Below are 14,654 nucleotides of genomic sequence, written 5' to 3' on the forward strand. Positions count from 1 at the left end.
CGCGGGAGCCGGCGGGGAAGATGAAGAGTCGGACCCTCGTGCTCGTAGCAACAATGCGCAGCCCCTCGAAGCGGCTCCCAGCGTCAAACAGCTTGCCGGCCTCACCAGCGCCATGAAAGTAACGACATCGGCGGGCGACCCCGCCCACGATTTTCCTGCATGCGCAGCGCCCGGAAGAGACCCAGAAACAGCTTGGGAATCGGGTTGATCGACGGCTTGGGTAGCCGCGCCAACTGATGGAGAAGCCTCGGCCGTTCAGCTTGAGGCTCGTCAACGTGCCGCCGATGGCCGCTGTTGACCGTTACATCGGGCACGTAACGGGCGCGGGCGTCGAGCTGGGCTCGCTATCCCTCAGGCCATGAGTGGGGCTCAATCAACCATGGCTGGCCGGGGTTCTCGCGGTGGGCCACCTGGCCGATCGGAAGGCTCGCCAGCTGAGCCACCGACGAGTTCCGCTCAACGACGTGCATCATGCACGTCACGACCACAGCGCCGGGTTGATTCGGGTCGTTCACGCCGTCACCGACAAGCCAGGAGTTCTCGCCGGTATGGATGACCTCACGCGCTGGCTCTACACCGTCCAGCACGGTTCGTTGGACGACCGCCCCGAGGTTGTCGGGGAACCGGCCATCGCTGAAGGGGAAGGGCAAGGACCTGAACACCTCATGCTGGTCCGAGTGCTCATGAGCCTCGACGTTGCGATCGTCCACGGCGACACCATAGACGCGCCTTGCCTGCCCGGCTGCCACTGTCTGCCGCCGACCCGCCCTCCTGGGGAGCGGGCCGCCGCCCGGTCCGCCACGGTTACACGGCGATCCAGGCCATCCCCGGTCTCGGGACCTGCGGGTCGCCAAGGCGTACCGTCTGCTGCGCGCTGCCCTGAACACCGCCGTTGATGATGAACTCATCCGGCGCAACCCCTGCCGGGTCAAGGGTGCCGGCATCGAGCGCACGGCTGAGCGACCTACTGCCACTGTGGCCCAGGTCTTCCAGCTCGCCGACATCGTGCCTGGCCGGTTTCGCGCCCTGATCCTGCTCGCCGCCTTCGCAAGCCTCCGATACGGAGAGCTGGCCGCCCTACGTCGCCGCGACTTCGACCCCCGCTGTCGGACCCTCACGGTCCGCGCGACCCTGGTCGAGCGCTCAGACGGAAGCCTCACCTTCGGACCGCCCAAGACCGATGCTGGCATCCGGACCGTCACCATTCCCGACGCGATCCGCCGCGACATCCGCGCACACCTGGACGACTTCGTCGACGAGGACCAGGACGCGATCGTCTTCACGGGCGCGAAGGGTGCCGCCCTACGCCGCTCCAACTTCCAGACCGCCTGCAAGTGGCGGGAATCGGTGGCGGCGACCGGGCTGCCCGGCTTCCACTTCCACGACCTGCGGCACACGGGCAACACCCTGGCGTCCCGGACCGGTGCCAGCCTGGCCGACCTGATGGCCCGGATGGGCCATGCCTCCACCCGGGCGGCGATGATCTATCAGCACACGGCCCGCGAGCGCGACGAACACATCGCTGACGCTCAGCTCGCAGATCAAGCAGAGCGGGATCGGGCACGTAACGGGCACGGCCAGCGCAAGAAGCGGTAGCAACGGCTGAGGCCCCAGCCAGGAAACCTGTCCTGAGCTGGGGCCTCGCGTTGGAGCGGGTGACGGGAATCGAACCCGCACTGTCAGCTTGGGAAGCTGATGTTCTGCCATTGAACTACACCCGCAGGCGGCACCACTGTACCTGAGGTCACCGCCTCCGTGCACCCAGGTACCCCATGGCGGCTCCCACGCGCCGCGAACCGGCTCGAAACGATCTTGCAACCTGAGCGCCCGGCCTCAGCAGGAGAAAGTTTCACGGCGGCAAAACATGGCCATTCTCAAATCTGTCGATCGGTTGTAACGTCTCCCCAACGTTTCAGCCACGGCGTGACACACCCCCGGTCGCGCCGCCAGAAAGAGGTGGGCCCATGGGACTTCGTCCCAACCTGCTGACCCGGCGTACCGCCGGTGTCGCGTCGACGACGCTCGCGCTGCTGCTCAGCACCGCCGCGGTGGGCGTCGTCCCGGCCGCTTCGGCCTTCTCGGCCGCCCCGGTGGGCGGCTGCGTCGAGCCGGCCGACGTCCACTCGGACGCCCGGGTCAAGGCCGGCGCGCACGCCAAGCACGAGCCGAACGAGCTCACCGCCGCCCAGGTCCGTGAGCGGGAGGCGGATCTCGCCGCCGCCCAGGCCGAGCGGGCCCGGTTCCGGGCCGGCGCCGGGGTCGCACCCCTGGCAACCGTGACCATCCCGGTCGTGGTGCACGTCATCCAGCGAGACAGCACCCGCGCCGGCGGCAACATCCCGGATTCGATGATCACGCAGCAGATCAGCGTGCTCAACCAGGCCTACAGCGGCGCCACCGGCGGCGCACCCACCGCGTTCAGCTTCCAGCTCCAGAAGATCAACCGGGTCACCAACCCGTCCTGGTACCCGATCATCTCGGGTTCCTCGGCTGAGCGGTCGATGAAGACCACCCTGCGCGAGGGCGGCAAGAACACGCTGAACATGTACCTCGGCGAACTCAGCGACGGCCTGCTCGGCTGGGCAACCTTCCCGAAGCGCAAGCTCGACAGCATGGACGGCGTGGTCGTGCTGAGCGAGTCGCTGCCGGGTGGCACCGCCACCAACTACAACCAGGGCGACACCGGCACCCACGAGATCGGCCACTGGCTGAACCTCTACCACACCTTCCAGGGCGGCTGCTCGGGCTCGGGCGACAGCGTGGACGACACCGCGGCCGAGGCCTCGCCGGCGTACCAGTGCCCGACCGGTCGGGACACCTGCACGGCGCCGGGCCTGGACCCGATCACCAACTTCATGGACTACACCTACGACTCGTGCATGTACCAGTTCACCTCGGGCCAGGCGAGCCGGATGCTGACCGCATGGAACGCCTACCGCGCGGCGTGACCGCCGAGCACAGCGAACCGGTGCCGGCCTCGTCCTCGGACGGGGCCGGCACCGGTGTTCATACGGTCAGGCGGCCGGGCGGCGGGTGTCGAAGCCGTGACGGCCGCGCCGCCCCTCGGGCACAGCCGGGGCACGCCGCGCGGGAGCGGCCGCCTGCGGGTCGAGCCAGACCCGCACCTGCGGCCGGCCCGCGCCGAGGTGGGCCGCCTGGTCGCGCCGGGTCAGCATCGCCACGTCGACGGTGAACTCGAACAGCCGCCAGTCGACGTGCGGCGCGGCCCGGCCGATCCCGGCCACTCGGGCCACGGTCGCCGGGTCGGTCACCGGATGGGCCCGGCCGGCGACGTACGCCTCGTCGTCGCTCTCCTCAGGCGGGAACGAGTGCAGCGCGTAGCGGCCGTCGCGTTCGAGGTCGCGGCGCTTGGGCGAGTCGATGACGAAGCAGTAGAGCCCGTCGTCGGTGATGACCGGGGAGACCGGGTGGACCCGGGGGCCGCCGTCGGCGCGGACCGTGGCGAGGTAGCCGAAGCCCGGCCCGTACTGCTGCAGGAGAACGCGGATCTCGTCGGCGAGCCGGGGCTCGTCGGCGGCGAATTCGGACCAGGAAGCCATGCGGACATTCTATCGAACACGTGTACGAAGATGTAGTCCGACACGCAGGTCGCCCGTACCGGTCGCTATGGTGTTCCGATGCTGCTCTCCGACCGCGACCTGGTCTCCGAGATCAAGGCGGGCGCACTCGCGCTGGAGCCCTTCGAGCCTACGCTGGTGCAGCCGTCCAGCATCGACGTACGCCTGGACCGGCTCTTCCGGGTCTTCAACAACCACCTCTACACGCACATCGACCCGTCCCAGCAGCAGGACGACCTGACCTCGATGGTGGAGGTACCCGAGGGCGAGCCGTTCGTGCTGCACCCGGGCGAGTTCGTGCTCGCCTCAACGCTCGAGGTGATCTCGCTGGGCGACCAGCTGGCCGGCCGGCTCGAGGGCAAGTCCAGCCTGGGCCGACTCGGGCTGCTCACCCACTCCACCGCCGGTTTCATCGACCCGGGCTTCTCCGGGCACGTCACGCTGGAACTCTCCAACGTGGCCAATCTGCCGATCACGCTCTGGCCCGGCATGAAGATCGGCCAGCTCTGCATCTTCCGGCTCTCGTCGCCGGCCGAGCACCCGTACGGCTCGGCGGTCTACGGCTCGCGCTACCAGGGGCAGCGCGGGCCGACCCCGAGCCGGTCCTGGCAGAACTGGCGTACCTGGCCGACCCGCTGAGCACGACGCAGGGGCTTCCGCGACGCGGAAGCCCCTGCGTACCCGTCAGCCCGGGCGGCCGTAGCTGTTGATCTGGCCGTCGTCGACGCGTTTCATCGTGATCGGCTTGCCGGACTGGGAGGCGTGCACCACCCAGCCGCCGCCGACGTACATCCCGACGTGGTGCAGGTCGCTGTAGTAGAAGACCAGGTCACCGGGGCGTAGCTCGCCGCGGCTCACCCGCCGGGTGACGTCGTGCTGCTCGCGGGCGTTGTGCGGCAGGGAGACCCCGGCCTTGGCCCAGGCCGCCATGGTCAGGCCGGAGCAGTCGTAGTGGTCCGGGCCGGCGGCGCCCCAGACGTAGATCTTGCCGATCTGGGCGCAGGCGAACTTGACCGCGACACCGGCCGGGCCGCCCGGGTAGCCGGCGGGGCAGGGCGCGGGACGCAGCGGTCCGCCGCCGCCGTTGCCGTACACCTTGAGCCGGAGCTTCTGGAGCCGGGCGATCTCGGCGTCGATCTGCTTCTTCTGGGCCGCGAGCTGAGCTTCGGTACGGGCCAACTGGGCGACCATCGCGTCCAGCGGCTTCTTCTTCGCGGCCAACTGGTCGCGCAGCTCCATGACGGCCTGCACCTGCTCGTGCTGGTGGTGCGCGTAGCGGTCGAGCAGTTCGAGGCTGTTGACCACCTCGCTCGGCGACCGGCTGCCCAGCAGGGCGTTGACGGTGCTGAGGTTGTTGCCCTTGTACGCGTCGGCAGCCAGCCCGCCGACCTGCCCGAGGGCGGCGTCGACCTGGGCCTCGAGCGGGGCGATCTGCTTCTCCAGCGCGTCGGCCTGCTTGCGCCGGACGGCGAGCTTCTCGCGGGTGGAGTTGACCTGTTCGATGATCGGTTCGAGCTTGTTCCAGTCCTGGTCGATCTGGCGCTCGATCTCGGTGACCGACGGTTCGGCGTGGGCCGCCGTGGCGCCGCCGGTCAGGACGACGGCGGTGCCGACCAGGGCGGCGAGGGCGGTGGTGAAGCGGGACCAGCGTGAACGCGGCGCAGCCGTCGACCGGTCGACCGACCGGTCCGACGGTGGCCGCGGGGCATGGTTTGCCACCGGGCTCCGTACTCCTTCTTCCTGCCCGCCTACCGGGTTAGCTGACGGGTTCGGGCGGGAAGGGAGCCGCCCTACCGCAGTGGCTGCGGATTCACCCCAGGTACCTGGGTCCCCGGCTCGCCTGGCGGCGACTCGGCGGTGTCGGACCGTCACCACCCGGGATGGACGGTGAACCTACCGGTCGACAACTGACCAGAGTAGGGACCGTCGTTATCAATCCGCAACCCGATCCGCCGTGACACTCCGTACGCAGATTCGGAAACCACCCGGCGGTGAAGGTTTTTTACGCCCATCATCACCACCTGGAAAGGTATTGACCTGGGGCCATCTGCGGAGTGAGGGTGGGGACGCAGTCACCCCCATCCCTATCTGGAGGTTCGATGCACCTCTCAGCCCTGCCATCGCGCAGACGGATACTGCTGGCCGCCGCCGTCGCGGCGGCCACCGCTCTCGCGACCAGCGGTCCCACTGTGGCGGCGCCCCTCACCGCCGCCGGCACCACCGACAGCCCGGACCGCCAGCAGCAGTACGCCGCCGCGGCGGCGGAGTACGGCGTGCCGCAGAGCGTCCTGCTGGGCGTCTCCTACCTGGAGTCCCGCTGGGACACCCACTCCGGCCAGCCCAGCACCAGCGGCGGCTACGGCCCGATGCACCTCACCGACGCCGAGCAGGTCGCCTCGACTCCGTCCAGCGCGCACGTGGACGAGAACGAGGACCCCCGCGGCGACGACTCCCGCCCGCTCACCGTCGACCTGACCGCCGCCGCCGCGCCTTCCGGGGACACCCTGCCCGAGGCGTCCCTGCAGACCCTCGACGCCGCCGCCGACCTCACCGGCGTGTCGAAGGAGACCCTGCGCGACGAGGCAGCGGCCAACATCCGGGGCGGCGCGGCGCTGCTGGCCTCGTACCAGCAGGACCTGGGCGGGCCGGTCGGCGCCGGCAGCGACCCGGCGGCCTGGTACGGCGCGGTGGCCCGATACTCCGGCGCGGACACCGAGGACGCCGCGGCGGCCTTCGCCGACGAGGTGTACGACCAGATCGGCCAGGGTGCCAGCCGGACCACCGACGACGGCCAGCGGGTGACCCTCGCCGCCACCACGGTGACGCCGGACCAGTCCGGGCTGCACAAGCTCGGCCTGCGCCGCGCCGAGCGGCCGGATGGCCTGGAGTGCCCGGTCCGCCTCGCCTGCGAGTGGATTCCCGCGCCGTACGGGGAGTACACGATCCCCAAGACGAACATCGTGGACTACGGCAACTACGACATCGGCAACCGGCCGGCCCAGCAGAAGCTCGAATACATCATCATCCACGACACCGAGGGCTCTTTCCGGGGCAGCGTGAACGCGGTCCAGGACGTGACCTACCTGGGCTGGCACTACACGTTGCGTTCGGTGGACGGCTACGTGGCCCAGCACATCAAGGCCAAGGACGTCGGCTGGCAGGCCGGCAACTGGTACGTCAACGCCAAGTCCATCGGCGTCGAACACGAGGGCTACGCCGGCCGCGGCACCTGGTACACCGAGGCGATGTACCGGGCCTCGGCCAAGCTGGTCCGGCACCTGGCGCTGCGGTTCCAGATCCCGCTGGACCGGCAGCACATCCTCGGCCACGACAACGTCCCCGGCATCCTCGCCGGGAACGTCGCCGGGATGCACTGGGACCCGGGCCCGTACTGGGACTGGTCGCACTACTTCGATCTGCTGAAGGCGCCGTTCCACTCGACCGGCACGCCGAACACCGGCCTGGTCACCATCGACCCGGACTACGCCAGCAACCAGCCGGCCTTCACCGGCTGCAACCAGCAGCCCCCGTTGCCACCGGGACCGGTGCCGCCGACGGCCGAGCCCTGCCCGCTGCGGGGCTCCTCCTCCGTCATCCTGCGCACCGCCCCGAGCCCGACCGCGCCGCTGGTCAACGACCTGGGGCTGCGCCCGAACGGCACGCCGAACACCATGTACATCAAGGATCACGGCGCCCGCGCCTCGGCCGGTCAGACGTACGCCCTCGCGGGCATCCAGGGCGACTGGACCGCGATCTGGTACCTCGGCCAGAAGGCCTGGTTCTACAACCCGACCTCGGCGCCGACGGCGAAGTGGGCGAACGGCTTCGTGGTGACCCCCAAGCCGGGCAAGACCAGCATCCCGGTGTACGGGCGGGCCTACCCCGAACGGGCCGCCTACCCGGCCACGATCCCGTACCAGGCCATCTCGCCGCTGCAGTACACCTTCCCGGCCGGTCAGCGGTACGCGGTCGGCGGCGTCCTCCCGGGCGAGTACTACCGGGCCGTCTCCTTCGACGGTTCGGCGCCGGGTGACCGGACGGTGGTCCGCGGCGAGAACAAGTACGTCCAGGTGCAGTTCGGCCACCGGGTGATGTACGTGAACCTCGACGACGTGCAGATCACGCCGGCGTCGATCGGCTCCCCCAGCTGACCCTCGGCGAAACGACGGCCCCCGGTCCACACGGACCGGGGGCCTTCGTGCTGCTCGAGAGGGTTAGCTGACGCGGCGGAAGCCGGCGACCGGCATGTAGCTGATCTTGGTTACCTGGACCGGTTTGCCGGTCCGTGGCGCGTGCACCATCATGCCGTTGCCGAGATACAGGCCGACATGGTGCAGGTCGCTGTAGAAGAAGACCAGGTCACCGGGGCGCGCGTCGCTGCGGGACACGGCCCTGCCCTCGTTCCACTGCGCTCCCGTGAAGTGGGTGAGGGAGATGCCCGCGGCCTTGTAGGCGTACTGGGTGAGGCCGGAGCAGTCGAAGGCGTTCGGGCCGGTGGCGCCCCACACGTACGGATCGCCGACCTGGGCGCACGCGGTCTTGATCGCGGTCCGCGCGGCGCTGCTCACCACGCCGTCGATGGCCGGGCAGCCCGCCGGACGGATCGAGGTCACCGGCAGCATCGCGGTCAGCCGCTTGATCTCGCTGTCGATCTGCTTCTTCTTCGCCGCCAGCTCATTGCTCTGCTTCGTCTGGGTGGCGATCAGCTCGTCCAGCTTCCGCTTCTGCCGGTTGTACTTGTCCCGGACGGCGAGCACGCTGGCGACCTGCTTCTTCTGCTCGGCGGCCAGGTGATCGAGGATGACGAGCTGCTCACCGAGGATGCCCGGCTTGGTGCTCGTCAGCAGGGCACCGATCTCCTGCGAGGGCCCGCGCATGTAGTAGCGGGCCGCCATGTCGCCAACCTGGTTCATCGCCAGGTCCGACTGCAGCTGCAACGGCACCATCTTCTTCTCAAGGTCGTCCGACTTCTTCTTGTTGACCTTGAGCTGGGCGCGGACCTTGTTGTAGTTCTCAATCGTGGGCTCGAGCTGTTCCCACTGCTTGTCGATCTGCGCGTCGATCTCATCCACGGACGGCGCCGCGTGCGCCGGAGCCGCCAGCAGCCCGGCACCGACCGCGACGGCCGCGACCAGGGTGAGGAGACGGCGTACGACCCGGCGCGCCCCGACCGGTGGGGCGGGCGGCTGGCTCGGGGCGTGACGATGAGGGGGCATGGTTGCCACCGGCACGGACTCCTTTGCAACCGACCGCCGGGCGCCTCGCGAGAGGGGAAGTCGAGGCAGACGACCACAGCGGTCGGTGCCCCACATTAGGGAAGGCGACGGGGTGGAATCAAGGCGGCGTATCGCTATATCACGTATGCGCAACCGCTTGCACACAAACGGTGTTCAATCACTTCCCAACGATTGCCGTCAATACATCGTCGAGCGTCACCACACCCAGAGGTCGACGTCCGTCACTCACCAGGACCATGTGCCGTCGCTCGCGCCGCATCGAGAGCAACAGGTCGGCCAGCGTACGGTCGGGTGGCACCACCGCCAGCGGCCGGTAGACCTCGGCGGGCACCGGCGCGCGCCGACTCGCGCCCGCGTACCCGAGCACGTCCTTCACGTGGACGAAGCCGAGCACCCGCCGGGTGGACCGTTGCACCACCGGGAACCGGGACCGGCCGGTACGGGTCGCCAGCACCTCCAGCGAGGCCGGTGACACGTCCTCGGCCACCGTGGTCACCGTCGACCAGGGTTGCAGCGCGTCCGCCGCGGTACGGCTGTGCAGAGCCAGCGCGCCGGTGATCCGGGCATGCTCCTCGGCGTCCAGCAGCCCCTCGGTCCGCGCCTGGGAGACCAGCCCGGCCAGTTCCTCGGCCGTGAACACGGTCTTCACGGCGTCCGTCGCCTCGACCCGCCACCACCGCAGCACCTGCCGGGCCGACCACTTCATGGCCAGCAGCAGCGGCTTGGTGGCCAGGCAGAACGCCAGCATCGCCGGGCCCAGCCAGAGCGCCGACAGCTCCGGACCGGCCAGGGTGATGTTCTTCGGCACCATCTCGCCGACCACGGTGTGCAGGTAGACCACCACGCCCAGGGCGAACACGAAGGCCACCGGGTGCACCCCGGAGGCGGGCAGCCCGAGCGCCTCGAACGGCGTCTCCAGCAGGTGGGCCAGCGCCGGCTCGGCGATCGCGCCGAGGCCGAGCGAGCAGACCGTGATGCCGAGCTGCGCCCCGGCGATCATCAGCGGGATCTGGTTCATCGCGGCGAGCGCCCACCGGGCGCGTTTCGAGGTCACCGCGAGCGGCTCGATCACCGTACGGCGGGAGGCGATCAGCGCGAACTCGCTGCCCACGAAGAAGGCGTTGCCGAACAGCAGCAGGACGGCGACGGCCAGCTCACTCATCGTCGTCCGGCTCCTCGGGGCGGACCACCCGGACCTGCTCGATCCGGTGCCGCTCGACCTCGACCACGGTGAACTCGTACCCGCCCGCCTCGACGGTCTCCCCGGGTACGGGGATATGCCCGAGGCGGGCCATCAGGAAGCCGGCGAGGGTCTCGTACGGGCCCTCGGGCAGCCGGAACCCGGTCTGCTCGGCCAACTCGTCCGCGCGCAGCACGCCGTCCACCAGGACGGTCCGCTCCCCACCCGGCACGGTCAGCTCCACCGGCCCGAGCTCGTCCACCGCGTCCGGGTCGAACTCGTCGGCGATCTCCCCGACCAGCTCCTCGACCAGGTCCTCCACGGTCACCACGCCGTCGGTGCCGCCGTACTCGTCGACCACGATGGCCAGGTCGGCGCCGGCCGACTTGAGGGCGGCGAGCACGCCGTCCAGATCGAGGCTCTCCGGCACGTACACCGGTTCGCGGGCGACCGCGGCGACGGTCGTCCTCGTCCGCTGCGCCAGCGGTACGCCGAGCGCGTCCGGCACCCCGGCGACGCCGGTGACGAGGTCCAGCGTCTCCTCGTAGACGGGGAACCGGGTCCGGCCGGTCTCCCGGGACAGGTCCAGCAGCTCGGCGACGGTCGCGGTGGCCCGCAGCGCAATCACGTCCACCCGGGGCGTCATCGCCTCCGCGGCCCGCTTGTCGCCGAAGCGGATGGTGCGGCGCAGCAGCATCGCTGTGTCCGGCGGGAGCGCACCGGCCCGGGCCGAGATCGCGGCGAGCAGGCCCAGTTCCTCCGGCGACCGGGCGCTGGCCAGTTCCTCCTGCGGCTCCACCCCGAGCCGGCGGACCAGCCGGTTCGCCGAGTCGTTCAGCAACCGGATCAGCCAGCCGAAGGTCCGGGCGAAGGTCCGCATCGGCCCGGCGGTGGCGAGCGCGGCCGGCATCGGCCGGGCCAGCGCGAGGTTCTTCGGCACCAGCTCGCCGAAGAGCATCGAGATCAGCGTGGCCAGCGCGAGGGCGAGCAGCGTACTGAACCGCTCCGCCCCGCTGAGCGGGCGCAGCAGCGGGGCGAAGAGCCGGGCCAGGGCGGGTTCGGCCAGGTAGCCCGTGAGCAGCGCGGTGATGGTGATGCCGAGCTGCGCGCCGGAGAGCTGGAAGGAGAGCTCGCGCAGCGCCCGGCGTACCGTGGCGGCCCGGCCGTCGCCCTCGCCGGCCCGCCGGTCGATCTCCGCGCGGTCCACCGTGACCAGGGCGAACTCGGCCGCGACGAAGAACGCGTTGCCGGCGGTCAGCAGGACGAAGCCGACCAGGGGCAACAGCGTGGTGACCAACAGGGCATCGATGATCGGCTCACCTCGGCGCGATTCTTCCACGGCCCCGCCAGCGGCACGAGTGGACGTGAGCCCGGGGTGGCCCGGCCGGGCTAGCGTGGCGGCCATGAACGGGCTCACTCTCGCCGACGAACTGGTCCTCCTCGCCTACGACGACGCCGGCACCAACCGGCTGGGCCGCCCGCACCTGGACTACGGGCTCGCCGGGGCGGTGCTGCTGGAGCTGACCCTCGCCGGCCGCGTCGAGGTGGTCGAGGGCCGGCTGGCCGTCGTCGACCCGACCCCGGTCGGGCACCCGGTGCTGGACGAGGCCCTGGCCAGGGTCGGCGCGGAGGGCAAGCGCCGCCGGCCCAAGGACTGGGTCGGGCGGCTGGCCCGGCAGCTCTCCGACCGGGTGCTGGCCGGGCTGGTCGAGGCCGGTGTGCTCCGACGCGAGTCGGACCGGGTGCTCGGGCTCTTCCCGCGTACCCGGTATCCCTCGCCCACCGGCGGCGAGCCGGTGCCGGAGACGCAGGCCCGGCGGCGGATGCACGCCGCAGTCGTGGCCGACGGGCCGGTCGACGCGCGGACCGCCGCGCTGATCGCGCTGAGCCGGTCGGTCGGGCTGGACCGCAAACTCTTCCCGGACCTGCCGAAGGACCGGGTCAAGGCCCGGCTGGCCGAGATCACGGCCGGCGACTGGGCGTCCGCGGCGACCCGGAAGGCGATCGAGGAGACCCAGGCGGCGGTGCTCACGGCCATCACGGCCGCCGTCATCGCCACCACCGCCGCCACCTAGACACCACGACGGCGGTGGCACCGCCGGGGGCCACCGCCGTCGAGTGCCGGGCTGTCCCGGCGTACGCCTCAGCCGGCGACCGGCTCGGCTTCCTTGTCGCCCCGGGTGCTCTCCGGCTTGACCGAGCGGAGCAGCACGCTGGCGACGTCGATCACCTCGACCTGCTCCCCGGCGCCCTTGCCGTTGACCCCGTCGTTGAGCATCGTCGAGCAGAACGGGCAGCCGACCGCGATGGTCCTCGCCCCGGTGGACATGGCCTCCTCGACCCGGTCCACGTTGATCCGCTTGCCGATCTTCTCCTCCATCCACATCCGGGCACCGCCGGCACCGCAGCAGAAGGAGCGCTCGCTGTTCCGCGGCATCTCGATCAGGCCGCTGTCGCGGCCCGCACCGGAAGCGCCGGCTGGGCCGCCCTGGCCGCCGCCGAGGGCGGCGCCCAACACCTCGCGCGGCGGGGTGAATACCCGGTTGTGCCGGCCCAGGTAGCAGGGGTCGTGGTAGGTGAGGCCGCCATCCACGGGCTGCACCGGGGTGAGCTTGCCGGTGGCGACCAGGTGGGCCAGGAGTTGGGTGTGGTGAACCACCTCGAACTCGCCGCCGAGCTGGCCGTACTCGTTGCCCAGGGTGTTGAAGCAGTGCGGGCAGGTGGCGACGATCTTGCGCTTGCTCCGCTCCCGGCCCTCGAACGCCTCGTTCAGCGTCTCGACGTTCTGCTGGGCGAGCATCTGGAAGACGAACTCGTTGCCGATCCGGCGGGCCGGGTCACCGGTGCAGGTCTCGCCCTCACCGAGGATGGCGAAGGTGACGCCGGCCTCGTGCAGCAGCGTGGCGACCGCGCGGGTGGTCTTCTTGGCCCGGTCCTCGAACGCGCCGGCGCAGCCGACCCAGAACAGGTACTCGAAGTCCTCGACCTCGCCGACCCGGGGCACCTCGAAGCCGAGGCCCTTGGTCCAGTCCTCCCGGGTGTTCTGCGGGGCGCCCCACGGGTTGCCCTTGTTCTCCAGGTTGCGGAGCATGACGCCGGCCTCGGACGGGAAGCTCGACTCGATCAGCACCTGGTAGCGGCGCATGTCGACGATGTGGTCGACGTGCTCGATGTCCACCGGGCACTGCTCGACGCAGGCGCCGCAGGTGGTGCAGGACCAGAGCACGTCCGGATCGATGACGCCACCGTCGGCGGCGGTGCCGATCAGCGGCCGGTCGGCCTCGGCCAGAGCCAGCACGTCGACGTTCGCCAGTTGCTCCTGGGTGGCCTTCTCCTCACCGGTCAGGTCCTTGCCGCCGCCGGCCAGCAGGTACGGCGCCTTGGCGTACGCGTGGTCGCGCAGACTCAGCACCAGCAGCTTCGGCGACAGCGGCTTGCCGGTGTTCCACGCCGGGCACTGCGACTGGCAGCGGCCGCACTCGGTGCAGGTGCTGAAGTCCAGCAGGCCCTTCCAGGTGAACTGCTCGACCTGGGCGACACCGAACTGGTCCTTCTCCGGGTCGGCCTCCTCGAAGTCGAGCGGCTTGCCGCCGCTCGTCATCGGCCGCAGCGGGCCGAGGCCGGAGCCGGCCGGCTTCTCCGGGTCGCGCTTGAAGAAGATGTTGGGGAACGCGAGGAAGCGGTGCCAGGCGACGCCCATGGTGACGTTCAGCGAGATCACGATGAGCCAGGTCATCGAGATGACGATCTTGACGAGCGCGGCGATGCTCACGCCGGCCGTCCAAGCCGGGAGCGCCGCGCCGACCGCGTGGCTGAGCGGGGTGGCCCAGACCGGGAACTCGAAGTGGTCGGTGGCGACCTTGAAGCCCCGGATCACGAAGCCGAAGATCAGGACCAGCAGGACGACCCACTCCACGAAGTAGCCCTGCCACATGGTGGAGCCGGTGAACCGGGACCGGTTGCCGGGCCGGTTCGGCCGGTTGCGCAGCCGAATCGCCATCAGCACCAGGATGCCGAGCAGGCCGAAGATGCCGATCAGCTCGGTGACCAGGCCGAAGAACGTCCAGTGCCCGATGATCGGCAGGCCGCCGCCGGGCGTGACCACCTCGAAGTACGCCTCGAGCACCAGCAGCGACAGCACGATGAACCCGACCATCACGAACCAGTGCGCGGTGCCCACCACGCTCCACTTGAGCATGCGGGTGTGACCGGCGGTCTCCACCAGCATCTTCGTCGTGCGGGCGCCCTTGTCGGCGAACCGCTCCGGGGCCGGTTGCCCGAGCCGGATGACGGCCACCATCTGCATGACCGCGCGCACCGCAAGCCCCACCGCCACGGCGGTGACGGCGGCCGCGAGGATCGTGGTGACGATCTGGACGCTGCCCATCGAGTTGGCCTCCCGGTCTGCTGCCTGTCGAGCGGCTCGGCGACCGCGCGGGGCTCAGGGCTGGGCCGGCGTTGCGCCGCTCCCACCACCCCGACCCGACCGGTCGATGACCTCGCTCCGCTCGGTCATGCAGTGCAGCCTACGCGCAAGGTTACCCAGCAGTAACGTGAGTCATCTCGCATCCGGCCACGCCGCCCTGCCGACACCTTAGGGGGACCGGGCGCCGTCCGCCGGGCAGGGGCGTCGCGGCGTGACATAACCCCATGGAGCGG

General features: G+C 70.4%; 12 protein-coding genes, 1 tRNA gene and 1 riboswitch. Of the genes, 5 read left to right on the forward strand and 8 right to left on the reverse strand.

What is annotated here, in order from left to right; translation table 11 throughout:
* Positions 1-344: 344 nt before the first annotated feature.
* Positions 345-710 carry a hypothetical protein gene (locus ACGF4F_RS22210; protein ID WP_393079854.1) on the reverse strand — a complete coding sequence of 122 codons (366 nt, stop codon included), beginning with the start codon at positions 708-710 and terminating at the stop codon, positions 345-347.
* 265 nt (positions 711-975) lie between these two features.
* On the opposite strand from ACGF4F_RS22210, the gene ACGF4F_RS22215 reads away from it, so the two are divergent.
* Entirely contained in the window at positions 976-1,596 is a 621-nt protein-coding gene (locus tag ACGF4F_RS22215) for a site-specific integrase (protein ID WP_393079857.1), read from the forward strand.
* A gap of 51 nt (positions 1,597-1,647) precedes the next feature.
* Here the strand turns inward: ACGF4F_RS22215 and ACGF4F_RS22220 are convergent.
* Positions 1,648-1,721: transfer RNA gene (locus tag ACGF4F_RS22220), tRNA-Gly, on the reverse strand.
* A 243-nt stretch (positions 1,722-1,964) separates the two neighbouring features.
* On the opposite strand from ACGF4F_RS22220, the gene ACGF4F_RS22225 reads away from it, so the two are divergent.
* On the forward strand, positions 1,965-2,948 hold the full coding sequence (locus ACGF4F_RS22225) for a zinc metalloprotease (RefSeq protein WP_393079860.1): 984 nt from the start codon (positions 1,965-1,967) through the stop codon (positions 2,946-2,948).
* 66 nt (positions 2,949-3,014) lie between these two features.
* Here ACGF4F_RS22225 and ACGF4F_RS22230 read toward each other — a convergent pair whose 3' ends face one another.
* Positions 3,015-3,560 (reverse strand): pyridoxamine 5'-phosphate oxidase family protein, encoded by a 546-nt coding sequence (locus ACGF4F_RS22230; RefSeq protein WP_357434507.1) that lies wholly within the window; start codon positions 3,558-3,560, stop codon positions 3,015-3,017.
* Between the two features lie 78 nt (positions 3,561-3,638).
* On the opposite strand from ACGF4F_RS22230, the gene dcd reads away from it, so the two are divergent.
* Entirely contained in the window at positions 3,639-4,217 is a 579-nt protein-coding gene (gene dcd, locus ACGF4F_RS22235) for a dCTP deaminase (protein WP_073836893.1), read from the forward strand.
* A gap of 45 nt (positions 4,218-4,262) precedes the next feature.
* On the opposite strand, the gene ACGF4F_RS22240 is transcribed toward dcd, so the two are convergent.
* Complete coding sequence (locus ACGF4F_RS22240; protein ID WP_393079864.1) at positions 4,263-5,297, reverse strand: NlpC/P60 family protein; 1,035 nt, start codon at positions 5,295-5,297, stop codon at positions 4,263-4,265.
* A gap of 12 nt (positions 5,298-5,309) precedes the next feature.
* A riboswitch (cyclic di-AMP (ydaO/yuaA leader) is annotated at positions 5,310-5,445 on the reverse strand.
* Between the two features lie 232 nt (positions 5,446-5,677).
* Between ACGF4F_RS22240 and ACGF4F_RS22245 the strand changes: the two genes are divergently transcribed.
* Positions 5,678-7,729: an N-acetylmuramoyl-L-alanine amidase gene (locus ACGF4F_RS22245; RefSeq protein WP_393079868.1), complete on the forward strand. Its 2,052-nt coding sequence runs from the start codon at positions 5,678-5,680 to the stop codon at positions 7,727-7,729.
* A gap of 63 nt (positions 7,730-7,792) precedes the next feature.
* On the opposite strand, the gene ACGF4F_RS22250 is transcribed toward ACGF4F_RS22245, so the two are convergent.
* The 3 genes from ACGF4F_RS22250 to ACGF4F_RS22260 all read right to left on the reverse strand — a co-directional run bounded on the left by ACGF4F_RS22250 (position 7,793) and on the right by ACGF4F_RS22260 (position 11,277).
* A complete protein-coding gene (locus tag ACGF4F_RS22250) occupies positions 7,793-8,794 on the reverse strand; it encodes a C40 family peptidase (protein WP_393079871.1) in 1,002 nt (333 codons plus the stop codon).
* A gap of 178 nt (positions 8,795-8,972) precedes the next feature.
* Positions 8,973-9,977 (reverse strand): hemolysin family protein, encoded by a 1,005-nt coding sequence (locus tag ACGF4F_RS22255; RefSeq protein ID WP_393079875.1) that lies wholly within the window; start codon positions 9,975-9,977, stop codon positions 8,973-8,975.
* Positions 9,970-11,277 (reverse strand): hemolysin family protein, encoded by a 1,308-nt coding sequence (locus ACGF4F_RS22260; RefSeq protein ID WP_393080232.1) that lies wholly within the window; start codon positions 11,275-11,277, stop codon positions 9,970-9,972. Before ACGF4F_RS22260 ends, ACGF4F_RS22255 begins: the two co-directional genes overlap by 8 nt.
* Before the next feature lie 121 nt (positions 11,278-11,398).
* Between ACGF4F_RS22260 and ACGF4F_RS22265 the strand changes: the two genes are divergently transcribed.
* Positions 11,399-12,070, forward strand: a complete 672-nt coding sequence (locus tag ACGF4F_RS22265; RefSeq protein WP_393079879.1) for a GPP34 family phosphoprotein — start codon at positions 11,399-11,401, stop codon at positions 12,068-12,070.
* Positions 12,071-12,138: 68 nt separating this feature from the next.
* Here the strand turns inward: ACGF4F_RS22265 and ACGF4F_RS22270 are convergent, their stop codons facing one another.
* Entirely contained in the window at positions 12,139-14,382 is a 2,244-nt protein-coding gene (locus ACGF4F_RS22270; RefSeq protein ID WP_393079882.1) for a heterodisulfide reductase-related iron-sulfur binding cluster, read from the reverse strand.
* Positions 14,383-14,654: the final 272 nt, after the last annotated feature.

Source organism: Micromonospora sp. NPDC047740 (genome assembly GCF_043204735.1).
Classification (GTDB): domain Bacteria; phylum Actinomycetota; class Actinomycetes; order Mycobacteriales; family Micromonosporaceae; genus Micromonospora.